Source organism: Bradyrhizobium sp. 18BD (genome assembly GCF_054185225.1).
On sequence record NZ_JAVAYL010000002.1, the window covers coordinates 511555 to 535070 of the forward strand.

Consider the following 23516-nt stretch of genomic DNA (forward strand, 5'->3'; position numbering starts at 1 on the left):
CCGCGCCATTTCCTTTTCCGAGACAGACGGCCCTTTAGCGCCGGCCGCCGCCCATTCCACCTCCCGGGCCTCCGGGACCTCCGAAGCCGCCACCACCCATTCCACCGCCGGGTCCCATCGGCCCGCCGGGCGAGCCCATGCCGCCCGGACCTGACGGTCGACCCGACGGAGCCGAGCCGGGGTTCGCACCGGGGCTCGATCCAGGCGCAGCTCCGCCGGGGGCGCCTGGCGCGCCGGGCTGTCCACCGCCGGGATTCGGCGTGGTGCGATTCGGATGCAGGATCGAGCCGCCGCCCGACCGGTTGGGACCGCCCGCACCTCCAGGCCCTTGCTTCGGCGATCCCGGGAACTGGCCGCCGACGGCCTGCGCCGAGTCGAGCTGCAGACCGCGCGAGCGATCGAACACGCCGTTGACCACCATGCGTGCTTCGCCCGCCGCGGGCCCGAACCGCGAGCTTTCACGCGCGACCAGCCCGGAGCCGAGCTGGAGGTTTGCGCCCGCCCGCTGCACATAGGCCTCGATCGAGAGCCGGCTCGCGCCGACGAGATCCGAGAAATCGTCGATCCGCGTACGCGTGGCCTGCATCGCGCCCTGGCTCGCATTGCCCTCGATCTGGACACGCTGTCCGACCAGCAACGGATCGACGCCGCTCAATCTCAGCCCGCCGATATGCAGACCGTCAGGCCCGCGCTCGACGAGACCCGTGACGCGCGCCGCCGCATCGCGCCGCGGCTCGACCAGACTGGCGACGATGACGCCGTCGGTACGGCGCAAGCCGTAGACGGCGACCTGAGCGCCGGCGCGGAGCTTGGTCTCCTTGTCGCTCGCGACGATCTTCTGACCGAGCACGGTGAGCTCGTTGCCTTTCACCTGCTCGATCGGACCCGACACTTCGCTCGCAATCGTGATGTTGCGCGTGACCAGCGTGCCGTCGGCCTGACGGGTCGCGACCACGCGCGCGAGTTGGCCGATGCGCAGCGCCTTGACGCTGGCCGCCTCGCCGTCGATCCGGACCGGAACGTCGCTGGCGTAAGTGACGCGCTCGCCGTTGACGTAAATGCTGCCGAAGCGCTGGATCACGCCGACGATGCCGGTGCCGCCGATGCCGTGATCATCACCGCGCGTGAGCCCCGTGCCGCCGATACCCTGATCGGTGCCGCGCCCGCTCTGCGCACGGGCGATCGCGGTGCCGGCGAGCCAGAGTCCGGTCAGCAGCAGGCGGCGGGAGATCAGCGGCGGCCGGCTCATGTGGGGCCACTCTCTTTGCCGCCCTCTTTCCCGTCGCCCTCCTCGTCAGCGTCCTCGCTGTAGATGTAGATGCCAAAGTTCCAGCGGGCATCGCCGCCCTTGTCCTTGGCGAGCGCACGGTTGGCTTCGCGGTTGGCAGTCTTCAGCGCGTCCATCGCGAGCTCGCGCGAGCGCGCCTCGAGGCGCCGCGCCAGCTTCGGCGAGATGTTGTTGTAATGCACCGCGCGTTCGAGGTAGCGCGGGCCATCCGAGACGTTCTGCGCGGCGGCTGCGATGTGGTCGTGCAGGTTGCGGCCGAGATAGTGCCATTTGCTGTCGTCCTCGCCCGATGGGACGAAGGCGGCCTCGACCAGCTCGATCTCGTCATTCTCGTTGATGGTGACGAGCTTGCGGTCGACCCATTCGTCGAGCACCGCGCGCGGCCGGACGTCCTTGGTGACGGAGGCGACGAGCTGCTCGAATGACGGCTCATCGCCCTCGGCCGTACGCGGCAGCGCCAGCGGCTCGCCCTTGGCGTCGGTGAACTCGGGCGCAGCAAGCCAGCGCGCGATCACGGCGCTGGTCAGCGACACCGCCGCCGGCGCCTCGTGCACCGGCGCACCCGCGCCGCGCAGCCGCGCCACCTCCTTGCGATGGATGCCGGTGAGCAGGCTCACGCGGCTGTCGGTCTGCTCCTTTCCCTCCAGTGCGAAATCGTGCTCGGCGACGTTGACGAAAAGCTCGCGAAGCAGCTGCGCCAGCGCCGGAAAGGTCATGCCGCTGCGGATGCAGAGCCGCACCAGCGGGCGCAGCAGCCGCGCCAGCGGCGCGTGCAGCTTCGCGGCGGCATTCGGCTGCGGCGCCGCTGCTTTGGACCCGGACTTGGCATTCATGTCTGAATTGTACCTGGGCCACACGTGGGACACAATCCCACATTTTCCTGCTTTCGGATTGACGTGGTAAATTTTCCCACATATACGGAACGCCACTGAGGGGCGCGACGTAAAGGGACTCACCCATGGCTGACCGCTTGGTCCGCAATTCCACTTCGCTGCGTGCTGTGCCGGCTCCCGATTGGGCCATGGCACCATCGAGCCGATGCTGCCCGCGCTGCTGCGCGGCGTGATCTTCATCTCGGTGCTATCAGCACCGTTCGTCGCAGCGCTTCTGGCAGGCTGAGCGCCACCATGCATCACAGCCATGAAACCACGCGCCGCCCCTCGGTGCTGCACATCTTCAAGATCTACTATCCCGACCTGTTCGGCGGCACGCTCACGGTGATCCGCGACATCTGCGCGAGCCTGAAGGACGCCTTCGCCTCCGCCGTGCTGGTCTGTTCGAAATCGGCCGAGCGACGCGAGATCGTCGTCAACGACGTGCCGGTCGAGCGCGTGCGCTCGTTCGGCAATGTGATGTCGCTGCCCGCAGCCCCCACCTATCCCTGGCGCCTGTGGCGCAGGATGGCCGAGCACGATCTGCTCGCGCTCCACGCTCCCTTCCCGCTCGCCGACCTCGTCTTCGCCTTCGGGTTCGGCGCCAAGCGCCCGCTGGTGGTGCACTGGCACGCCGACATCGTCACCCATTCCGGCCTGCGCTGGCTCATCGCCCCCCTGATGCGGCGAACGCTGCGCCGCGCCAAGGCGATCATCGTCTCCGACCATGCGCTGGTCGACAACACGCCGCTGCTCCGCGAATTCGAGGACAAGTGCCACGTCGTGCCGTTCGGTATCGACACTTCGGGCTATGACTGGCCGAAGATCGAGCCGCACCATGTCAACGATCGCGGCCGCCTCGTGCTCGCCTGCGGCCGGCTCGTACCCTACAAGGGTTTTGATGTGCTGATCCGCGCGGCGGCTGCGCACAATTTCGAGGTCTGGATCATCGGTGAAGGTGTCGAGCGGCCGCGGCTCGAGGAACTGATCCGCTTCCACGGCCTCGGCGAACGCGTCCGCCTGCTCGGCTCGCTCAATGATGGCGAGCGCATCAAGCTGATGTGCCTCGCCGACGTCTTCGTGATGCCGTCGGTGACCAATGCCGAAACCTTCGGCCTCGTCCAGCTCGAGGCCATGGCCGCCGGCCGCCCGGTCGTGAACACCGCGCTCGACACCGCGGTGCCGCGCGTCGCCCGCCACGGCATGGAGGCGATCACCGTGCAGCCGGGCGATGCCGAGAAGCTGGGCGAGGCGATCGACACCCTGATCCGCGATCCCGAGCGTCGCCGCCGCATGGGACTTGCGGCACGCACCCGCGCCCTCACCCGCTATTCGGCCGCCGCCTTCAGGCAGGGCATGGAGACCGTCTACCGCGACGCCGTCGCCGCATCCAACGAGCAGCGGTCGCCGACCAGCGAGCCGCCGCAGGCTGCCGGCTGGCTGGACACCGTCAAGATCGCCGCGGCACTGGCCTGGTCCGACATGCGGCACCGCTACGTCCGCTCGCTGCTCGGCCCGTTCTGGATGTCGCTGCAGATGGCGATCGTGGTCGTGGTGCTGGGCTCGGTGATCGGCCAGATGTCGAACGCCAACATGCTGGCGCGGCTGCCGATGCTGGCGCTGTCGATGACGGCCTGGACCTTTCTCAACAGCGTCGTGCTCGACGCCACCACGGCGCTGCAGAACTCGGCGGGCCTGATCCGCGACCGGGCTTTGCCGCCGGTCATCTTCCTCCTGCAATGCACGTTCCGCCAGGCGCTGTTCGCGCTTCATAATGCCTGCGTGCCGCTGCTGCTCTGGCTGATCCTGTCGCCGCACGACCTCTCTCACGCGCTCGCGGCACTGCCCGGTCTGCTGCTGTTCGTGGCCTGCACCTTCGCCCTGAGCCTCGTCCTCGGCGCCATGGCGACGCGTTACCGCGACCTCAAGCCGATCATCGAATCCACGCTGATGCTCGCCTTCCTCGCCTCGCCCGTGATCTGGTCGTCGGACATGATCAACCACCGCTCGACGGTGATGCGGATCAATCCGCTGACGCATCTGTTCGCGGTGTGGCGCGACCCGCTGGCGGGCGGCCATGTCGATCCCGTCAGCATCATCTACGTGCTGGTCGCGCTGGCGCTGCTGAGCGGCGCGAGCGTCCTGACGCTCGTCCATCTGCGCAAAGCGGCATTCTGGATCTGACGCATGGTCTCGATCAGCCTACGCAACGTCAGTCTCGATTACCCGCTCTACGGCGCCTACGACTACTCGCTGAAGCGGCGGCTGCTCGGCCATCTCGTCCGCGAGCCGGGCGAGACGCGGATCATCCGCGCCGTCGACAACGTCACGATCGAGGCCGAGGCAGGCAGCCGCATCGGGCTCGCCGGTCCCAACGGCTCCGGCAAGTCGACGCTGCTGCGGCTGATCGCCGGCGTCTATCCACCAAGCAGCGGAACCATCGCGGTGCAGGGCAACGTCGTGCCGCTGCTCGGCCTCAACGCCGGCGTCAATCTTGATTTCGTGGCCGAGGACAACATCGCGCTGCTGCTGCGGATCAGCGGCCGCAAGCCGACCCGCGCCGTGATCGACGAGATCTGGGCCTTCACCGAGCTCGAGACACGCATGCAGCGGCTGCCGCTGCGGATGTTCTCCTCGGGCATGCTGATGCGGGTGCTGTTCGCGACCGCCACCGCCTTTCCGGCCGACATCCTCCTGCTCGACGAATGGCTCAGCGTGGTCGACGAGCATTTTGCCGAGAAGGCGCAGGAGCGCCTGTTGAACCTGGTGTCGCAGGCCGCGATCGTGATCATCGCCTCGCACGACCAGCCGCTGCTGCGCCGCACCTGCTCCAGCATCATCAATCTCGATCACGGCCGCATCGCCTCGACTGTCGCGGTCGAGCCGCCGGCTACGCGCTCTTACGAGCTTCGCGAGAAACGCGCATGAAACAGAACATCCTCGTCGTCTCCGAGTCGCTCGGACAACCCAATCACAAGCGCGGCATCTTCCACTTCACCAGGGAATTGGTACGTTCGCTCGCCGCGGAGGGTCACGAACTCACGCTGTTGGTGGAAACCTCGAAGCGTTACCGCAAGCTGTGCCGGCGCGAGCGACGCACAAAGCTGTTCGCGGCGCAGTCGCGCAACATCGAGCTGCTTGCTCTCTACCGCTTCCTTGACGAAATCAACGTGACCGGGCCGGTGACGCTCGGCGGCACGCGCCGCAAATTCGACTGGCTCCGCCACAGGGCCGGCCTGTTGCTGTCGCGGGACAACGTCCTCTGCCTGCTGCGCGCGATCGGTCTGCGTGGCCTGAACGCGCGGCTGATCGAGAACCGGCCCGCCGCGCTCGAATACATTCCGCCGGATCTGAGCCACCTCGAACTGTTCGGCGACTTTCAGCTCGAGCCCGGATTTTTCAACTATCAGGACTCCTCGGCCTTCTTCCTGCTGCCGCCACCGCGGATCGACGCGCGCGACTACGACGTCATCGTCGTGGACACCCCGACACGGGTGGCGATCAGGCGCAAGCCCGGCGCCAAGGTGATCTGCGTCGTCCACGACCTGCTGCCACTCACCGACCTTAAGCTGAGCGACATCGCAACGCGGCAGTTCCTGGCGCGAATCCGCACCAGCCTGCGCCAGGCCGACGAGCTCGCCTTCGTTTCAAACTATAGCATGATGCGGTTCAGGGAACTGTTGCCGCAATTTGCGCACCTGCCGGCGCGGGTCGTGTATCCCCGCACCCGGTTCGACGCCCCGGATGTCCTGCACCTCCCAGCCCCGTCGGGGCGTCCGGGGCGGCCGAGCTTCGTCGTGATCGTCTCGAACGAGCCGCGCAAGAACGTCACCACCGTCATCCGCGCCTTCCGCGGCGTACCCCAGGCCGATCTCATCGTGATCGGCTATGCCGGCGAGACCAGCCGGATGCGCAATCTGCCGCAAAACGTCCGCTTCGCCGGCTATGTCGACGAGCACGAAAAGGCTGCCCTGATCGCGGAGGCGCACGGCCTGATCATGCCGAGCTTTGCCGAAGGCTTTGGCGTGCCGATCATCGAGGCACTGGCCGCCAACACGCCGGTGCTGTGCTCCGACATCGCGGTGTTCCGCGAGGTCGCCGGCGAGCTCGCCGACTATTTCGACCCGTTCTCGACCGATTCCATCGCAGCATCCGTCACCCGCGTACTGACACGGCAGGAGGAGTGCCGCGGCAGGATCCGCGCGCGGCGCCACGAGCTTGCCGAGCGCTTCGGCTACGAGACCCAGGCCCGCGATTTCCTCGGGCATCATGTTCCCGCTGAAAGCCTCTCCATCGCGCAGCTCGCATCGTACGGATGACCACCCAATCCGCGATGTGGTCCGGTCCCGCTGATCAACAGGGCCGCCGGAGCCGATGGCAGGCGCTCGGCCAGTCGCCCGCGTTGGTCCGGACGGCAGATGTGCTGGTCATTCTGATCGCGGCGTCGCTGCCCTGGTCCACCACGGCGCCATCGATCTTCGTCGGGCTCTGGCTGCTCGCGGTCACCCCGACCATCAATTGGCGCGCCTATGGGCGCGAGCTGCTGCGGCCCGCGTTCGCCCTGCCGTTCGCTTTCCTGCTGCTCGCGCTCTTGGGCACCCTGTGGTCAGACGGTGACTGGGCCGACCGGCTGCACGCAATCAAGCCGGTCGCAAAGCTCGTGCTGATTCCGCCGCTGCTCTACCATTTCGGCAGGTCGGAGCGCGGCCTCCGGGTTTGCCTCGCCTTCCTCGCCTCCTGCGCGCTGCTTGCGGCGTTGTCCTGGATCGTGCTGTTCAATCCTGGCGGGAAGCTCGCCGCGACGGCATCGGCAGGTGTTCCCGTCAAGAACTACATCGACCAGAGCCAGGAGTTCACGCTGTGCGCCTTTGCGCTGGCGCTGCCCGCGCTGACCTTCTGGCGTGGCGGACGCAGGACCGCGGCAGCCGCATGCATCGCATTGATCCTGTTGTTCGCGACCAACATGGTGTTCGTCGCCTCGGCTCGGACGGCACTGGTCTGCATCGCGGTGCTGCTCGGCCTGTTTGCCTGGACGCATCTGAGCCGGCGGGCGGCGCTGGTCCTGCTCGCGGGCTCGGTCGCCGCAAGCGCGCTTGCCTGGACGACATCGCCCTATCTGCGCCAGCGCATCGCCGACATCGCCGTCGAATACCGTCACGGCCATGAGGACATCAGCCACGCCTCGACCGCGCAGCGGCTGACCTATTGGCGCAAGTCGCTTCACGCTTTTGCCGAGGCGCCGCTGATCGGACACGGCACCGGCTCGATCAAGCGGCAGTTCGAGCGCGCTGCCAGCGGCGGGAGCAGCCTCGATTCGGAAATCGTCAGCAATCCCCACAACCAGACCCTCAACGTCGCCGTGCAGTGGGGCGTCCTCGGCGTACTCCTGCTCTACGCGATGTGGATCGCGCATCTGCGGCTCTTCTTGAGCGGCGGCCTTGCCGCCTGGATCGGCCTCGTGGTCGTGGTGCAGAACATCGCGAGCTCGCTGCTGAACTCGCATCTGTTCGATTTTCACGAAGGCTGGATGTATGTACTGGGCGTCGGCGTCGCCGGCGGCATGGCGCTGAAGGCGAAAGCCGAACGCACGAACGACAGCTCCTGACTATTGGCTGCGCTCGTGGCCGACCTCGCCGGTGATGACGTCACCGAACAGCTCCCAGGCCTGCCCGTTGAAGCGCATCAGCTGCATCTGCTCGATTGGGAAATAATCGTCCGGCGAGGTGTTGACCATGATGCCCGGCAGCATCAAATCGGTGTGGAAATCCTTCAGGTTCGCGGCCTGCTTCATGACGTTCTCACGGGTGAGATTGTCGCCACACTGCTTCAGCACCTGCGCCATCGCCTCGGCCTGCACATAGCCATAGATGTTGTTGGCGTTGGCCTTGTCGCCGTCGGGATAATACTTGTCCATGAAGGCGCGCCATTTGATCACGGCCGGGTCCTTGTCCCAGGTCGGATCGGTCGGGTCCTTCAGATAGACCGTCGAGATGATGTCCTTGGAGTATTCGAGCCCGGCGGGCTTGAGCACTGAGGCCACCGAGGTCGCCGTGTTGGCGAGGAAGAACTTTGGCTTCCAGCCGAGCTCCCCCACTTTGCGGATCGCCTGCGCAGACCCCTTTGGCGCCGCCCAAGAGAAGAAGATGTCGGCGCCGGAATCGTGCAAGGCCACGATCTGCGAGTCGATCGAGGGATCGCTGACCTCATAGGATTTGTCGGCGATGATCATGTTCACCTTGTCGCCGAGCCCGTCCTTCAGGCCCTTGAACTGGTCCTTGCCGGCGTCATCGTTCTGCCAGAACACCGCGATCTTGCCGTTCGGGAAATTGTCGCGGATGTACTTTGCGTAGATCCGCCCCTCGCTCTGGTAATTGGGCTGGAAGCCCATGGTCCAGGGGAAGTTCTTGGGATCGCCGAACTTGGTGCCGCCGGAGGCGACGAAGAGCTGCGGCACCTTCTTGGCGTTCATATATTTCATGATCGCGGAATTCGACGGCGTGCCGAGCGGCTGGAAGATCAGCAGCACCTCGTCGCTCTCGACCAGCTTGCGCGCCTGCTCGATCGCCTTGGGCGGTGAATAGGCATCGTCATAGCTGACGAAGTTGATCTTGCGGCCGTTGATGCCGCCCTGCTCGTTGATCATCTTGAAGAACGCAGCCTCGGTCTTGCCGATCACGCCATAGGACGACGCCGGCCCGCTATAGGGCATGATGTTGCCGATCTTGATTTCGGTGTCGGAGGCGCCGGGGTCGTATTTCTTTTGCGCCAGGGCCGGTGCCGTGACGAGCACGCCGGCAGCAAGGATGGCGAGGGCAGCAAGGTTTCCGCGACGACCCGGCATCGTTCTCTCCCCTATTTTGTAGTCTTGTTTTGCAGGGGAGTGTCGCAAGGAGGCTCGCCGCTGGCAAGTGCGACGATTTTCCGTCGCGTGAAACGGTGAGTCCGGAACTTACGTGACGCGCCGCAGCAGAGTGAGAACGCGCCCGTCGATCACGAGCAGCGCACTGCCGATGACGATGGCGCCCGCGATCTCGCGCGCCGAGATCGGCTCGCCCAGCACCAGCCATCCCAGCAGGATGGCGGTGACAGGGATGAGCAGCGTCACCAGCATCACATTGGTCGCGCCGGAGCGCCGGATGATCTGAAAGAAGACGATGTAGGCGAGTGCGGTGGACAGACCGGCAAGGCCGAGCACCGCGAGCCAGGTCGTGAGCCTGGGTATCGGCAGATGCCAGGGCTGCTCCACCGCACCGGCGACGATCGCCATCATCACGGTCGACGCCATCAGCTGAAATGCCGCCGTGCCCAGCGGCGGCGAGTCCTTCAGCAGCCGCCGCGCGACGAGTGCCGCAAAGCCGTAGCTGAGCGCGCCGCCAAGGCAGAGCAGGATGCCGAGCCCCTGCCCCGCCCTCGTCTCGATCCCCCATCCGCGCAGGATGATCACGCCGAGAAGGCCGAGCGCCACGCCCGCCACCCGTCGCGCCCGCAACGCTTCTTCGCCAGCTGCGGCCATCACCATCACCGTGAACAGCGGCGTGGTCGCATTCAGGATCGACGCCAGACCGCTCGGAATGAAAGTCTGGCCGATCACAATCAGCGAGAACGGGATGACGTTGTTGAGCAGCCCGATCGCGACGAACGGCTTCCAGCCGGCTGCCCCCTTGGGAAAGCCGATCCCCTGCATGCGCAGCAGCGGCAGCAGAATGGCCGCACCGAGCACGACGCGCAAAAACACCAGCGTCAGCGGCGGCAATTCCCGCAACGCCGCGCCGTTGAAGAAGAACGAGCCGCCCCAGAGGACGGACAGTACCGCGAGCAGCGACCAGTCTCGCGCGTCAATCCGGTTGTCGTTCGGGGACATCGTTTCACCTCGGCGGCGGAGCTAGCCGCCTAGGACAGTGCAGCGGGCCGTGCCACCCGATTTCCGATAAATCTGCTCATGAGGGCTGCCGCTTTCGCGTGGATCCCACGATGTCGGCGACCACCGCTCCGATCACCAAGGCGCCGCCAATCAGCGCGTGGATGGCGGGGATCTCGCGGAAGGCGACCCAGATCCAGAACGCCATCAGCGGCGTCTCCAGCGTCGCGATCAGGGAGGCCTGCCCTGATGGCAGCAGGCGCGAACCGAGCATGTAGAAGGTCAGGCCGAGCGCGACCTGGAGGCAGCCGAACGCCGCGAGGATCGCGACGTCGTGGCCACCGACATGGGCGATGTCACGGGCGAACGGCAGGCTGACGAGGCTTCCGATGAAATTCGAGAGCGCAGCCGCCGCCACCATCGAGGTCTCGCGATGGCGCCGGACCACCACCGTCATGGCGGAGATGGCGAGCACCATCAGGCAGCTCAGGGCGACGCCGCCGATATCGGCGCCGGCTCTGATGCCACCGACGGTGATGACCACGCCGGCAAACGCGACGAGGCTTGCCATCAGCGTACGCCAGGTCGCGGCTTCGCCGAGCCACAGCCACGCCAGCGCCGCCGCGACGAAGGGTTGCGTCGCGATCAGCACCGCGACGTTCATGACATTGGTCATCTGGAGCGCGGGAATGAACGAGATCATGCCGACCGCGGACAATGACGCCACGAGCAGGCCGCCTCGTCCCGGCACCACCAATTGCCTCAGCGCGCCCGGCCCCTGCATCAGGACGAGAAGCACCGAGATCAGGCTGCCCGCGAACAGGCCGCGCCAGAACAGGATGGTCCAGGGATCGAACGGCAGCAGCCGTGTGAAGAACGGCGCCGTGCTCCAGGCAATCGCCGCCGCGGTAACGAGGGCAATGCCGAGACCGCGTTCCGATCGAGGCTGCCCCATCTCGAATTCCAGTTAAGACGACTTCTTCGGCCGCGACACCAGCTCGATCATCTTGCCTTCGTCGTCGTCAGGCATGACGGCCTTGGCCTGGGCGTAGGACTCGACCGCGGCGCGCGAGACCAGCGGCTTGTCGGCGAGCAGGCTTTCCGCGAGCTTGACGGCATAGGCGGCATCCTTGTGCCGGAGCGCTGCCGTAAAAGTCGCGCCGCTGAAATCGCGGGCGACCATGCGCTTGGAGTGACGCTGCACCTGCGGGCTGGCGGCCACGCCCGCCTGGATCGCCTCCAGCACCAGGTTCATGTCGAGCCCGGCCTGCTCGGCGATGGCAAGGCCCTCGGCGAGCCCGGCGATCTGGATCGCGCCCATGAGATTGTTGATGAGCTTGTAGACCGTGCCGGAGCCGACCGCGCCGAAATGGCGGATGGTCGAGCCGATCGGTTCGAGGAACGGGCTCGCGCGTTCGAGATCGGCCGCATCGGCGCCGGCGAGCAGCGTCAATTTTCCCGCGGCTGCCGCATCCGGCAACCCGGTCACGGGGCAGTCGATGTAGATCAGCCCGCGCGCATTGAGCTCGCGGCCCATCTCGCGGGCGTGGTCATAGGAGACGGTGGAGCACTCGATCGCGATGGTGCCGGCCTTGGCGGTCTTGGCCGCACCGTTGAGCCCCAGCCAGACGGCGCGCGAGGCCTCGTCATCGGCGACCATGGTCACGACGGCGTCGGCATCGATCGCGGCGTCCTCAGGCGAGGTCGACCAGTGCGCGCCGCGCGCGATCAAATCTTCCGCCTTGGCCTTGCTGCGATTCCACAGCGTCACCGTGAAGCCGGCATCGAGATAGCGGCCGGCCATGCCGTGGCCCATCCGTCCAAGCCCGATGAAGGCGACGCGGGTCATGGCTAGTCGACGTCCTCGATGTCAGCGCCGGTGGTGCCGAAGGCGCGCTGCGCCAAGGTCGCGGCCATGAACTCGTCGAGATCGCCGCCGAGCACGCCCGACGTGTCGGAGGTCTGCACGCCCGTGCGCAGATCCTTCACCATCTGATAGGGCTGCAGCACATAGGAGCGGATCTGGTGGCCCCAGCCGATATCGGTCTTGGCGGCCTGGTCGGCGGCGGCCTTCTCCTCGCGCTTCTTCAACTCGATCTCGTAGAGGCGCGCGCGCAGCATGTCCCAGGCCTGCGCCCGGTTCTTGTGCTGGGAACGGCCGGCCTGGCAGACCACCGCGACGCCGGTCGGAATGTGCGTCAGGCGCACCGCGGATTCAGTCTTGTTGACGTGCTGACCGCCGGCACCGCCCGAACGCATGGTGTCGACGCGGACGTCGGATTCCTTGATGTCGATCTTGATGCTGTCGTCGATGACCGGAAACACCTGCACGCTCGAGAACGAGGTATGCCGGCGCGCATTGGAATCGAACGGCGAGATGCGGACGAGACGGTGCACGCCCGCCTCCGTCTTCAGCCAGCCATAGGCATTGTGGCCGGAGACCTGGATGGTCGCCGACTTGATGCCGGCCTCTTCGCCCTCGGACTCTTCGAGGAACTCGACCTTGAAGCCGTGGGTTTCGGCCCAGCGCGTGTACATGCGCAAGAGCATCTGCGCCCAGTCCTGGCTCTCGGTGCCGCCGGCGCCGGCATGGACTTCGAGATAGGAATCGAAGCGGTCGGCCTCGCCCGAGAGCAGCGCCTCGAGCTCGCGCCGCGCGACTTCCTTCTTGAGGTTCTTCAGCGCAGCTTCAGCCTCGGCCACGACACCCGCATCGCCCTCGGCTTCGCCGAGCTCGATCATGCCGATGTCGTCTTCGAGCTCCTGCTCAACCTTGCCGATGCCGCTAAGCGAATCCTCAAGCGAGGTCCGCTCCTGCATCAGCTTCTGGGCTTTCTGGGGATCGTTCCAGAGGTTGGGATCTTCTGCGAGCTTGTTCAGCTCGGCGAGGCGCGCCGTCGATTTCTCGACGTCAAAGATGCCTCCTCAGCAGCCCGACTGACTGCTTGATCTCTTCTACCAACCGTTCGATCTCGGCGCGCATGTCGTTCTCGTGTCTCGCGGAATCCGCGTACAATTCAGATGGGGATGTAGCGGTGGCGGCTGCAAAGCGCAACCGCCGGAACCGCGATCGTCCGTCTTGTCCTAAGCCTTAGTAGAGGCCACCGGTGGCCGGCCGCATGAAGAAGCCGGAATCCGGCTGCTGCTGCTGCGAGGCCGGCACACCGCCGCCGCGCCCATCGGCATCGGCCACGCCGATGACCGAGTAATTATCCGGCGGCGCCGTACCCGGCTTGAAGGCTTCCAGAATGGTTCCGCCGGTCTCGCCGGGGCCGGCGCGCATGCCGGTCTTGGCGACGACGCGGACGAGCTTGATGCCGGCCGGCACCTTGAACGGAACGGCGGGCTTGTCGGCGAGCGCGAGCTTGAGGAAATCGCGCGCGATCGGCGCGGCCAGATGGCCGCCGGTCGCGGCGTTGCCCCTACCGAGCGCGCGCGGCTTGTCGTAACCCATGTAGATGGCAACGGCGACGTCGGGCGAGAAGCCGACGAACCAGGCGTCCTTGGCTTCGTTGGTGGTGCCGGTCTTGCCGGCGATCGGCTTGCCGACCTCCTTGACCACGGTCGCGGTACCGGCCTGGACCACGCCCTCCATCAGCTCGGTGATCTGATAGGCAGTCATGGAGTCCAGCACCTGCTCGCGGCGGTCGATCAGCTGCGGCTCGTTCTGGTTCTTCCAGCCACCCGGCGCGTCGCAGCCGCGGCATTCGCGCTGGTCGTGCTTGAAGATGGTGCGGCCGTAGCGGTCCTGGATGCGGTCGATCAGGGTCGGCTTCACGCGGCGGCCGCCATTGGCGAGCATCGAATAGGCCGTGACCATGCGCATCGCCGTCGTTTCGCCGGCGCCGAGCGCGTAGGACAGATAGTTCGGCAGCTCGTCATAGACGCCGAAGCGGCGCGCATATTCGCCGATCAGGGGCATGCCGATGTCCTGCGCAAGGCGCACCGTCACAGTGTTGAGCGATTGGCGCAGCGCGTTGCGCAGCGTCACCGGGCCCTGGAATTTGCCCGAGGAGAAGTTCTCCGGACGCCACACGCCGGCGCCCTGGCCCTGGTCGATTTCGATCGGCGCGTCGAGCACGACGGTCGAGGGCGTATAGCCGTTGTCGAGCGCGGCCGAATAGACGATCGGCTTGAACGACGAGCCCGGCTGACGATAGGCCTGCGTGGCGCGGTTGAACTGGCTCTGGTCGAACGAGAAGCCGCCGACCATCGCGAGCACGCGGCCGGTCCAGGGATCCATCACCACCATCGCGCCGGAGACTTCCGGAATCTGGCGCAGACGGTACTGGCCTTCGACCGGCTGTCCTTCCTTGCTGTAGAGCGGATCGGCATAGATGACGTCGCCGGGGGCAAGCACCTGCGCCACCGACGACGGCTGCTTGCCCCTGGCGTTGCCTTGCGTCGCCCTCGCCCAGCGCACGCCGTCGAGCGTGACGAGGCCGGTCTCGCGCTGCTTGCTGATGGCGCCGCCGAGCTCGCGGCTCGGCTGGAAGCCGATGCGCGCCGACTGGTCGCTGGTCTCCAGCACCACCGCCATGCGCCACGGCGAGATGTCGGACAGCGACTTGATCTCGGCGAGCTTCACGCCCCAATCGCCCGAGATATCGAGCTTGCTCATGGCGCCGCGATAGCCCTGCTGCTCGTCATAGTTCACGAGGCCCGAGACCATGGTCTTGCGCGCCATGACCTGGATCTTCGGATCGAGCGTGGTGCGGACGGAGAGACCGCCCTCGTAAAGCTTCTTCTCGCCGTAGCGCTCGAAGATGTCGCGGCGGACTTCCTCGGCGAAATATTCGCCGGCGAAGGTATGGGCGCCGCCCGAACGGTTGGTGACGGCCAGCTGCTCCTTGCGGGCCTTGTCGGCGTCGGCCTGCTTGATCCAGCCGTTCTCGAGCAGACGGTCGATCACGTAGTTGCGGCGCTCGACGGCGCGGTCGCGGTTACGCACCGGATGCAGCGTTGCCGGCATCTTCGGCAGCGCCGCCAGATAAGAGGCTTCCGCCACCGTCAGCTCGTTCACCGACTTGTCGAAATAGACCAGCGAGGCGGCCGCGATGCCGTAGGCGCCGAGGCCCAGATAGATTTCGTTCAGATACAGTTCGAGGATCTTGTCCTTCGAATAGGTCTTCTCGATCCGCATCGCCAGCAAGGCTTCCTTGATCTTGCGGGAGAAGGAGACCTCGTTGGTCAGAAGGAAGTTCTTGGCGACCTGCTGAGTGATCGTGGAGGCACCCTGCGGACGGCGGTTGGAGCCGAAGTTCTGCAGATAGAGCACGCCCGCACGCGCCATGCCGGTGTAGTCGATGCCGCCATGCTCGTAGAAATTCTTGTCCTCGGCCGCGAGGAAGGCGTTGATCACGAGCTTCGGCACCGCCTGGATCGGCAAATACAGCCGCCGCTCCTTGGCGTATTCGCCGAGCAGCGAACCGTCGACCGCATGCACGCGGGTCATCACCGGCGGCTCGTAATCCTGAAGCTGAGAGTAATCGGGCAAGTCCTTGGAGAAATGCCAGATCAGGCCTGCCACGGCTCCGACACCGACAAGGAACACCACCGTTCCCGCGGCGAACAGGAAGCCCATGAACCGCACAAGCAAGCGCATTATGTGTTTATCCGTTCAAACTCTGGATCAGCCCAGTATCAGCCCCATGGGACCTAAAAACTGGCACCCGAAACTGGCGCCAACCTCACGTCGCGAACTCACCGGCCTACGCAATCACATCAGGGCCGGGCCTAAAGACGCTTGCCGAGCGGGATTCTCTCCGATTCCGGAACCCCCTGCGGTGTTTTTATAAATCGCCCGCTGTGGCCAAACTAGGGCTTTTGCGGCGGGACGGAAAAACCCTTCTTCTTCAATTCGACGCTCCCCCGGTCGTCAAGCGGACGATCCGGCGGTCGTCAATTCGATGATCCCCGGTCGTCAATTCGACGATCCGGCGGTCGTCGCCATCCGTTTGGCCAGGAATCCGTCGATCGCCTGCGCCATCGCGCCCACGGCCTTCGACCGCCAGCCCTCGGACACCAGATGCTCGAGGTCGCCCTTGTTGGAGACATAGCCGATCTCGACCAGCACCGAGGGCACGTCGGGCGCCTTCAGCACCCGGAAACCGGCCGATTTCAGGGGATGCTTGTGCATCCGCACCGTCGACTTCATTTCGCCCATCAGCAAATGAGCAAAACGGTTTGAAAACGTGCGGGTTTCCCGCTGCGTCAGGTCGATCAGGATGTCGGCGACGTCGGTCGGCTCCTCCGCCAGATTGAAGCCGGCGATAGCGTCGGCGCGGTTTTCGGCGTCGGCCAGACGCTGGGCCTCGGCGTCGGAGGCCTTGTCCGATAGCGTGTAGATAGTGGCGCCCTGCGCGTCGCCCTCGGCGCGCGGCAGCGCATCGGCGTGGATCGAGACGAACAGCGCGGCCTTCAGGTTGCGCGCGATCTTGGTCCGGTCGTTGAGCGGGATGAAGGTGTCGTCGTCCCGCGTCATCACCACGCGGTATTTGCCGGCCTTTTCCAGCCGGTCGCGCAGCGCCAGGCCAAAGGCCAGCACCAGGTTCTTCTCGCTCTCACCACTGGACTGCGTGCCGTTGTCGATGCCGCCATGGCCGGGATCGATCACCACCACCGGACGGCTATCGGCCTTCTGCTGCGGAGATTCAGGGGCCGCCTTGGCAGGAATCGTCGCCGGCGGCGCATCGGCGATCGCAGGCCGCAGATCGGGGCGGTTCTCCGGGGCGAGCGATTGCACGAAGGCGGCGCGATCGACCTCCTCCAGTTCGAGCACCAGCCGCGCGGGCTGGCCGTTCGCCGCCTCCACCACGTAGGAATTGGCGATCTTGGCCGGCCCGGTCAGGTCGAACACGATTCGCGAGCCGCCGGGCATGACCAGCCCGTAACGGAACGCCTTGACCAGCCCCCGCCCCCCGGCCCCGGTGCCGGACGGGAGCTGAAAATTGACCTGGGGAACGTCGACCACCACCCGATAGGGGTCGGCGAGCGTGACCGCGCGGAAGGTGACGGTCTGGTCGATATCGAGGATGAAGCGGGTCTGCTTGCCGTCACCGGCGAGGCGCGCCGCCGTCGCAACCGGAAAATTCGCTCCCGCAACAGTGGGTTGCGGCTGGCTTTCCGCCGCGCTCAGGCGCGAGGAATCAGCGCACGGCAATACCGCAGCGCACAACAATACGCATCCCAGCAAAACGCTTCGATTTGTGCGGCTCGCCACCGATTCCGTGCCTCCGAGCAGCTCTTTAACGCAATAGAACCACAGGGTTAATCGATCCTTAATGACAAGATCACGAAACTCGCCGACTGTGACCGCCGTGCGACGCTCCCTTGCACGGATGGCCCATTCCTCGTATGTACGGAATGCTGACGGCCGATATTTTCGGTTGTGTCGCATTCAGCCTCCCGGTGCAGCGCCGGAGCTCCCAAGATTTGGGAATTCCAGCGTTTTCCGTTCCCCTCTAAGACCAGCGCGGTGCGCGGCAGCGAGGTGGAGCGGGTCAAGCCCCGGCGGCGGACGGTTTCCGGGTACCTCGTTTCCGGGACGGTTCTGACAGCGACGTAACCCATTACCCGGTCCCTTGATCCCAAGGGGACGGTTCGTGATCCCCAAGGCGAGCGCGCTCGCGCCATGCCTGGCCAGCAGCAACTGATTGAGGGGCGGCCCCGCCGCCCAATGTTTCATACGGGCCGACGCTTGATGCGCCAGACTGTGCCGACGAATTCTGAAGGACCATTCGCGACGCTGCGGAGTGACAATCCCGCGCGCCGCCGTGGTCCTGAAGCTTCCGGTTCGGCAAGGCGCGAGAGACGGCGTTTCGGCCTTCCCCTCACCCCCGAATCAGGTGGACCGTCGCGTCACCCGGCAGCGCAGATCGCGCCCACGGTGAGTCGCGCCCGCCGCCGCCAAGAGTTAAGACATGCCCAACAAGATGTTGATCGATGCCACCCACCCGGAAGAGACCCGGGTCGTCGTGGTCCGCGGCAATCGCGTCGAAGAGTTTGATTTCGAGACCGCGCAACGCAAGCAACTGCGCGGGAACATCTACCTCGCCAAGGTCACCAGGGTCGAACCCTCGCTCCAGGCCGCTTTCGTCGAATATGGCGGCAACCGCCACGGCTTCCTCGCCTTCAGCGAAATCCATCCCGACTACTACCAGATTCCGGTCGCCGACCGGCAGGCACTGATCGAGGCCGAGGAACAGGCCCATCGCGAAGCCGAGGAAGAGAGCGAGAACCGCTCCCACGGCCGCCGCCGCTCGCGCCACCGCAACGCCCGCCGCCGCGGTCATGGCGAACGCGTGCGCAGCGACATCGTCGAAGGCTTCGACGCCGGTGCCGATCCCGCGGCTCAGCCGGTCGAGGGCGCCGCGCTGCCTGTGCACGCCGAAGGCGTTCCGCACGAGGGCGAGCATCTGCACGCCGATGCCGGGCATCACGACGAGCACGAAGCTCATGATCACGAGCAGGATCATCACGAGCACGATCACGACGATCATGGCCAGGATGATCATGGTCATGACGATCTTCATCACGCCCATGATGACGATCACCACCACGATCATGACGACCACCATCATGATGGCGAGCACGATCATCACGACCATGATCATGCCGGCGAGACGCCCGCGCCTGTCGCCGCAGTTGGCGCCGAGCCCGTCGTTGCGACCGAAGCTGCCGCCGATGCCGAGCCGCACGAGGCAGCTCTCTCGGAAGCCCATGCCGAATACCACGCCGAGGCTCTGGCCGAGGCCGTGACGTCGGCCGCTGAACCGGCCGATGCCGTCTATGGCGAGGTCGTCGAGGCGCCGCGTGGCGAGGCTGCCGAGGCCGGTGAAGACGATGAGGACGAGGACGGCGAGGAAGAAGCCGAAGAGGAAGTCGTCGAATCCGTCGGCGGCGACGACGTGCTGGAGGAAGTGCCGGAGCGCACCTTCCGCCCGCGCCGCCAGTACAAGATCCAGGAAGTCATCAAGCGCCGCCAGGTGATGCTGGTGCAGGTCGTCAAGGAAGAGCGCGGCAACAAGGGCGCGGCGCTCACGACCTATCTCTCGCTCGCCGGCCGCTACGCCGTGCTGATGCCGAACACCGCGCGCGGCGGCGGCATCAGCCGCAAGATCACCAGCGCCCAGGACCGCTCCCGCCTGAAGGAAGTGGTGCAGGATCTCGACGTGCCCGAGGGCATGGGCATCATCCTGCGCACCGCAGGCGCCTCCCGCACCAAGCCCGAGATCAAGCGCGACTTCGAGTACCTGATCCGGATGTGGGAGACGGTGCGCGACCTGACGCTGAAGTCGCAGGCCCCGACCCTCGTCTACGAGGAAGGCTCGCTGATCAAGCGCTCGCTGCGCGACCTCTACAACAAGGAGATCGACGAGATTCAGGTCGCCGGCGAATCCGGCTACCGCGAAGCGCGCGACTTCATGAAGATGCTGATGCCCGCCAATGTCAGCGCGGTGAAGCAGTATCGCGACGGCCAGCCGCTGTTCTCGCGCATGGGCGTCGAGAGCCAGCTGGACGCGATGTTCTCGCCGACGGTGCAATTGCGCTCCGGCGGCTATGTCGTGATCAACCAGACCGAGGCGCTGGTCTCGATCGACGTCAACTCCGGACGCTCGACCCGCGAGCACCACATCGAGGACACCGCGCTCAAGACCAATCTGGAAGCGGCCGAAGAGGTCGCCCGCCAGCTCCGCCTGCGCGACCTCGCCGGCCTGATCGTCATCGACTTCATCGACATGGACGAGAAGCGCAACAACCGTGCGGTCGAGCGCAAGCTGTCCGACTGCCTGCGGCAGGATCGTGCGCGCATCCAGGTCGGCCGCATCTCGCATTTCGGCTTGCTCGAGATGTCGCGCCAGCGCATCCGCGCCAGCGTGCTGGAGAGCTCGACCGATCCCTGCCCGCATTGCGGCGGCACCGGCCATGTCCGCTCGGTGTCCTCGGTGGCGCTGCAGCTGCTGCGCGGCCTCGAAGAGATCCTGATGAAGGGCGCGACCCACAATCTCGTGGTCCGCACCCGCACCGACGTCGCACTCTACGTGCTGAACCACAAACGCGGCCATCTGCGCGACCTCGAGAACGGCTTCAAGGTCACGCTGTCTGTCATCGCCGACCCCAGCGTCAGCGGTCCGCAGGCCTATCTGATCGACCGCGGCGAGCAGGTGCATACGCTCGAAGCCGCCAAGGCGCTTCTGGTCGCGCAGGCCGCTGCCAGCCCGCCGCCGCTGGCTGAAGAGGCCTATGACGACGAGGAGTTCGATTCCGAACTCGAATCCGAGGTCGAGACCGAGGAGACCGAAGGCCTTGCCGAGGAGCAGGCCGGCGGCGAAGCGTCCCCCGAGCAGGACGGCCAGCGCCGCAAGCGCCGCCGCCGTCGGCGCGGCCGCGGTGGCCAGCGCGATGGTGAGCTTCGCGAGGACAGCGCTCCGACCCTTCCCGAGGCGGCGGTTGCGGCCGGTGAAGGCGACGAGGATGCCGACACCGAGCAGGACGGCGAGGAAGGCGAGGAACAGGCTGCCCGTGGCGACCAGCAGGGCAGCGGCGAGCGCCGGCGCCGGCGCGGTCGTAGGGGTGGACGTCGTCGGCGCGGTAGCGGCGAGGAAGGTCTCGCCGGCTCGATCGGCGACGAGCTCGGTGGCAATCCGCCGTCGGAAGCAACCGATGCGGTGGCCGATTTCGATAGCTCCGGCAGCGAGGCTGCTCCGTCGATTGCACACTCGGAGCACATCGCGCCGGTCGAAACGTCTCAGCCCGAGTTTCAGTGGCAGGCTCCGGTCGAAACGCCGGTGCAGCCCGCGCCTTCTGCCGCTGTTGCAGAGGAAGAGCCCGCATCCGACGACAAGGCGGCGCGACGCCGCTCCACCGTCCGCGAGAAGGTGAGCTTCCTCTCGAGCAGCCCGAGCGAGCCGGCAACACCGGTTGCGGCAGCGCCGGAGCCGGTTGCTCCGTCCGCGCCTGAGCCCGCGCCTGCGCCGGAAGCAGCCAGCGAGACGCCGGCCGCTCCGCGTCGTGCCGGCTGGTGGTCCCGCCGCTTCGGCGGCGGCGAATAAGCCGCACCCAGAACAGAAAACGCCCGGCCTAGCCGGGCGTTTTTCGTTTCACGACTCCGTTTCAGGACTCGCTGGCGCGCTACTCGCGCGAGGCGATCTGGCGGAGCTGGTCGTAAAGATCGGGCGCTTCGCTGGTGCAAAGACAGACGCCTTTGGCGGACGATGCTTCGCCGGCGTTGAGGTAGGCGTGGCCCATGGTGCTGTCGAGATAGATACCGTCGCCCTCATCGAGGATCTCCGGCGCATAGAACTCGGTGTGGACGGCGACACGTCCGCTCGTCACCAGGAAATACTCCTCGCCACCATGGCGCAGCAGCGGGCCGAATTCCTCCAGCGAGCGCGCGCGGACCTCAGCCACGATCGGCACCATGCGTTTGCCGATCAGGTCGGTGCATTGATAGGTGTAGGTGTAGAACTTCGTGGTGATCACCTGCCCCTGCCCGGCCCGGCTGATGCTCCGCCGCGCCGTCACCGGCCGACCTTGCACAGGCGCCGCCACCGCCGGATTGAACAGCTCTGCGATCTCCATCTTCAGGCCTGAGGTGAGCTGCACCAGCTTGTCGTAGGTCAGCGACATCAGGCCGTTCTCGACCTTGGACAGGGTCGAGAGCGCCATGCCGGTCCGCTCCGCCACCTGCTTGAGCGTCAGGCCGCGCGCCTGGCGGGCAGCCTTGAGGCATTGGCCGAGCTGGGAATTGGCCCCTTCGGGCGTCGTGATCTCGCTCATACAGCAATCCTAGCACGATGACGGAAAAATTGTTGACCTATCCGTCTAGTCTTTTCGGCGAAAGCGGCACCAGCGCGGCCCGTTTGGCACCCTCTTGGGCAGCCGAGCCAGCATTTGCGCATGAAATGCCTCGGTTTGACGATTATTGGTGCGCCCTTCCTACTTTCCGATATACTAAATCATTTTCATAATCTGAAAGGGATTGGCCTTGCCCGACCTGTGCGATTCCAGCGCCGTTGAGCTGCGCCGCCTGCTGGCCGCGCGGACGATCTCGCCTGTCGAACTGCTCGACGCCTGCCTGTCGCGCATCGCCACCGTCGATCCCGCCGTCAACGCCGTCGTGACCTTGGACGAACCCGGCGCGCGCGCCGCCGCCAAGGCGGCCGAAGCGGCCATCCTGCGCGGCGAGGATCGCGGCGCGCTGCATGGACTCCCCGTTCTGATCAAGGACACCCAGGACACGGCCGGGATGCGCTCCACCTATGGCAGCCCGCTGCTGCGCGACAACGTGCCGGCGGCCGACCAGGGCTCGGTCGCCCGGTTGCGCGCGGCCGGCGCCATCATCTTCGGCAAGACCAACACGCCGGAATGGGCGGCCGGCGCCAATACCCGCAATCCCGTGTTCGGTGCGACCGGCAATCCGTTCGATCCCTCGCGCTCGGCGGCCGGCTCATCCGGCGGCTCGGCGGTCGCGCTCGCCTGCGGCATGGCTCCGCTCGCCTCGGGCTCCGACACCGGCGGCTCCTTGCGCAATCCGGCCGGCTTCTCCGGCATCGTCGGCATGCGTCCCTCCTACGGCCTCGTGCCCAGCGAGAAGCGCGTCTTCGGCTGGTCCAGCCTGTCGACCGACGGGCCGATGGCGCGCAACGTCGCCGACGTCGCGCTGATGCTGTCGGTGATGGCGAGCGATGATGCCCGCGATCCGCTCGCCTACACCTTGCCCGGCGAGCCGGTGCGTGCGCGCGCGGAGCGCTGGGCCGCGCCGCGTCCTGCAGAGCTCGGCAGACTGCGCCTCGCCTTCACGGAAGATTTCGGCTTCGCCCCGACCGAGCAGGCGATCCGCCGCGTGTTTCGCGCGCGCGTCGAGAGGCTCGCACCGCTGTTCGCCGAAAGCCGCGAGGCCACACCCGACTGCACCGGCGCCGACGATGCCTTCGCCGTGCTGCGCGCCGGCATGTTCCTGGCAACGCATGGCAAGAACTACAAAGAGCGGCCCGAGATGCTCGGCCCCAACGTGCGCGCCAATGTCGAGGAAGGCCTCGGCTATTCGCTTCAAGACCACGCCCGCGCCTCCACGATGCAGACGCGGATCTATCGCGCCTACCAGACCTTCTTCGCGAATTGCGACGTGCTGATCAGCCCGACGATCACGCTCAGCCCGCGGCCCTGGTCAGAGCCCTATCCCGCCGAGATCGACGGCGTGCCGACCAAATCCTATTTCCACTGGCTCGCGCTCGCTTACGCCGTGACCCTGGCAGGGCATCCCGCGATCAGCATTCCGCTCGGCCTCGATGAAGCCGGGCTGCCGTTCGGCCTCCAGATCGTCGGCCCGCGCGGCGGCGATGCCATCGTGCTCGCGGTCGCCGCGAGCATCGAGGCCGCGTTCGCAAGCGATGCGCAAATGTGCCGGCCGGTGCCCGACCTCGCGCGGCTCGCCGCCGCACCGCCGCTGTCGGCCGCACCCGGCTTTCTCACCTGGGAATAGATAGCCCTGGCA

Annotated in this window: 17 protein-coding genes; 6 read left to right on the plus strand and 11 right to left on the minus strand. The window is 66.3% G+C overall.

Going from position 1 to position 23516, the window contains the following annotated elements; all coding sequences use genetic code 11:
- Positions 1–34 precede the first annotated feature (34 nt).
- Positions 35–1249, minus strand: coding sequence for a DUF5666 domain-containing protein (locus RAD16_RS05705; RefSeq protein ID WP_458156888.1), 1215 nt, complete (start codon positions 1247–1249; stop codon positions 35–37).
- Positions 1246–2121: a DUF6502 family protein gene (locus RAD16_RS05710; protein ID WP_458156889.1), complete on the minus strand. Its 876-nt coding sequence runs from the start codon at positions 2119–2121 to the stop codon at positions 1246–1248. The genes RAD16_RS05705 and RAD16_RS05710 overlap by 4 nt, the downstream gene beginning before the upstream one ends.
- Before the next feature lie 294 nt (positions 2122–2415).
- Between RAD16_RS05710 and RAD16_RS05715 the strand changes: the two genes are divergently transcribed.
- From RAD16_RS05715 to RAD16_RS05730, 4 genes are read left to right on the plus strand one after another with little or no spacing between them, the layout of a single operon-like run.
- The gene (locus RAD16_RS05715) at positions 2416–4344 is read left to right on the plus strand and encodes a glycosyltransferase (RefSeq protein WP_458156890.1); all 1929 of its coding nucleotides are present in this window, start codon (positions 2416–2418) and stop codon (positions 4342–4344) included.
- 3 nt (positions 4345–4347) lie between these two features.
- A complete protein-coding gene (locus RAD16_RS05720) occupies positions 4348–5088 on the plus strand; it encodes an ABC transporter ATP-binding protein (protein ID WP_458156891.1) in 741 nt (246 codons plus the stop codon).
- Entirely contained in the window at positions 5085–6479 is a 1395-nt protein-coding gene (locus RAD16_RS05725; RefSeq protein ID WP_458156892.1) for a glycosyltransferase family 4 protein, read from the plus strand. Before RAD16_RS05720 ends, RAD16_RS05725 begins: the two co-directional genes overlap by 4 nt.
- Positions 6476–7765, plus strand: coding sequence for an O-antigen ligase family protein (locus tag RAD16_RS05730; RefSeq protein ID WP_458156893.1), 1290 nt, complete (start codon positions 6476–6478; stop codon positions 7763–7765). Before RAD16_RS05725 ends, RAD16_RS05730 begins: the two co-directional genes overlap by 4 nt.
- On the opposite strand, the gene RAD16_RS05735 is transcribed toward RAD16_RS05730, so the two are convergent.
- From RAD16_RS05735 to RAD16_RS05770, 8 genes are all read right to left on the minus strand, one after another.
- Entirely contained in the window at positions 7766–9001 is a 1236-nt protein-coding gene (locus RAD16_RS05735; RefSeq protein WP_458156894.1) for an ABC transporter substrate-binding protein, read from the minus strand.
- Positions 9002–9109: 108 nt separating this feature from the next.
- A complete protein-coding gene (locus tag RAD16_RS05740; RefSeq protein WP_458156895.1) occupies positions 9110–10021 on the minus strand; it encodes a DMT family transporter in 912 nt (303 codons plus the stop codon).
- A 76-nt stretch (positions 10022–10097) separates the two neighbouring features.
- Complete coding sequence (locus tag RAD16_RS05745) at positions 10098–10973, minus strand: DMT family transporter (RefSeq protein ID WP_458156896.1); 876 nt, start codon at positions 10971–10973, stop codon at positions 10098–10100.
- Positions 10974–10985: 12 nt separating this feature from the next.
- On the minus strand, positions 10986–11867 hold the full coding sequence (locus RAD16_RS05750; protein WP_458156897.1) for an NAD(P)-dependent oxidoreductase: 882 nt from the start codon (positions 11865–11867) through the stop codon (positions 10986–10988).
- Between the two features lie 2 nt (positions 11868–11869).
- Positions 11870–13001 (minus strand): peptide chain release factor 2 gene (gene prfB / locus RAD16_RS05755; RefSeq protein ID WP_458156898.1). Its coding sequence is split into 2 segments (ribosomal slippage): positions 11870–12931 and positions 12933–13001, totalling 1131 coding nucleotides; the frame shifts between segments, so codons are not numbered across the junction.
- Positions 13002–13109: 108 nt separating this feature from the next.
- Positions 13110–15623, minus strand: coding sequence for a penicillin-binding protein 1A (locus RAD16_RS05760; RefSeq protein ID WP_458156899.1), 2514 nt, complete (start codon positions 15621–15623; stop codon positions 13110–13112).
- Between the two features lie 318 nt (positions 15624–15941).
- Entirely contained in the window at positions 15942–17240 is a 1299-nt protein-coding gene (locus RAD16_RS05765; RefSeq protein ID WP_458156957.1) for an N-acetylmuramoyl-L-alanine amidase, read from the minus strand.
- Positions 17241–17850: 610 nt separating this feature from the next.
- A complete protein-coding gene (locus RAD16_RS05770) occupies positions 17851–18753 on the minus strand; it encodes a hypothetical protein (protein WP_458156900.1) in 903 nt (300 codons plus the stop codon).
- Positions 18754–18774: 21 nt separating this feature from the next.
- On the opposite strand from RAD16_RS05770, the gene RAD16_RS05775 reads away from it, so the two are divergent.
- On the plus strand, positions 18775–21072 hold the full coding sequence (locus RAD16_RS05775) for an Rne/Rng family ribonuclease (RefSeq protein ID WP_458156901.1): 2298 nt from the start codon (positions 18775–18777) through the stop codon (positions 21070–21072).
- Positions 21073–21151: 79 nt separating this feature from the next.
- Here the strand turns inward: RAD16_RS05775 and RAD16_RS05780 are convergent, their stop codons facing one another.
- Positions 21152–21799: a helix-turn-helix domain-containing protein gene (locus RAD16_RS05780; protein WP_458156902.1), complete on the minus strand. Its 648-nt coding sequence runs from the start codon at positions 21797–21799 to the stop codon at positions 21152–21154.
- 208 nt (positions 21800–22007) lie between these two features.
- On the opposite strand from RAD16_RS05780, the gene RAD16_RS05785 reads away from it, so the two are divergent.
- Entirely contained in the window at positions 22008–23504 is a 1497-nt protein-coding gene (locus RAD16_RS05785; protein ID WP_458156903.1) for an amidase, read from the plus strand.
- Positions 23505–23516 lie beyond the last annotated feature (12 nt).

What these genes read in the sequence shown, in the direction of transcription:
- RAD16_RS05715 (WP_458156890.1), top strand. Translation starts at nt 2,416, where the DNA reads ATGCATCACAGCCATGAAACCACGCGCCGCCCCTCGGTGCTGCACATC.
- RAD16_RS05705 (WP_458156888.1), bottom strand. Translation starts at nt 1,249, where the DNA reads ATGAGCCGGCCGCCGCTGATCTCCCGCCGCCTGCTGCTGACCGGACTC.
- RAD16_RS05780 (WP_458156902.1), bottom strand. Translation starts at nt 21,799, where the DNA reads ATGAGCGAGATCACGACGCCCGAAGGGGCCAATTCCCAGCTCGGCCAA.
- RAD16_RS05725 (WP_458156892.1), top strand. Translation starts at nt 5,085, where the DNA reads ATGAAACAGAACATCCTCGTCGTCTCCGAGTCGCTCGGACAACCCAAT.
- RAD16_RS05740 (WP_458156895.1), bottom strand. Translation starts at nt 10,021, where the DNA reads ATGTCCCCGAACGACAACCGGATTGACGCGCGAGACTGGTCGCTGCTC.
- RAD16_RS05730 (WP_458156893.1), top strand. Translation starts at nt 6,476, where the DNA reads ATGACCACCCAATCCGCGATGTGGTCCGGTCCCGCTGATCAACAGGGC.
- RAD16_RS05710 (WP_458156889.1), bottom strand. Translation starts at nt 2,121, where the DNA reads ATGAATGCCAAGTCCGGGTCCAAAGCAGCGGCGCCGCAGCCGAATGCC.
- RAD16_RS05720 (WP_458156891.1), top strand. Translation starts at nt 4,348, where the DNA reads ATGGTCTCGATCAGCCTACGCAACGTCAGTCTCGATTACCCGCTCTAC.
- RAD16_RS05760 (WP_458156899.1), bottom strand. Translation starts at nt 15,623, where the DNA reads ATGCGCTTGCTTGTGCGGTTCATGGGCTTCCTGTTCGCCGCGGGAACG.
- RAD16_RS05750 (WP_458156897.1), bottom strand. Translation starts at nt 11,867, where the DNA reads ATGACCCGCGTCGCCTTCATCGGGCTTGGACGGATGGGCCACGGCATG.
- RAD16_RS05735 (WP_458156894.1), bottom strand. Translation starts at nt 9,001, where the DNA reads ATGCCGGGTCGTCGCGGAAACCTTGCTGCCCTCGCCATCCTTGCTGCC.
- RAD16_RS05745 (WP_458156896.1), bottom strand. Translation starts at nt 10,973, where the DNA reads ATGGGGCAGCCTCGATCGGAACGCGGTCTCGGCATTGCCCTCGTTACC.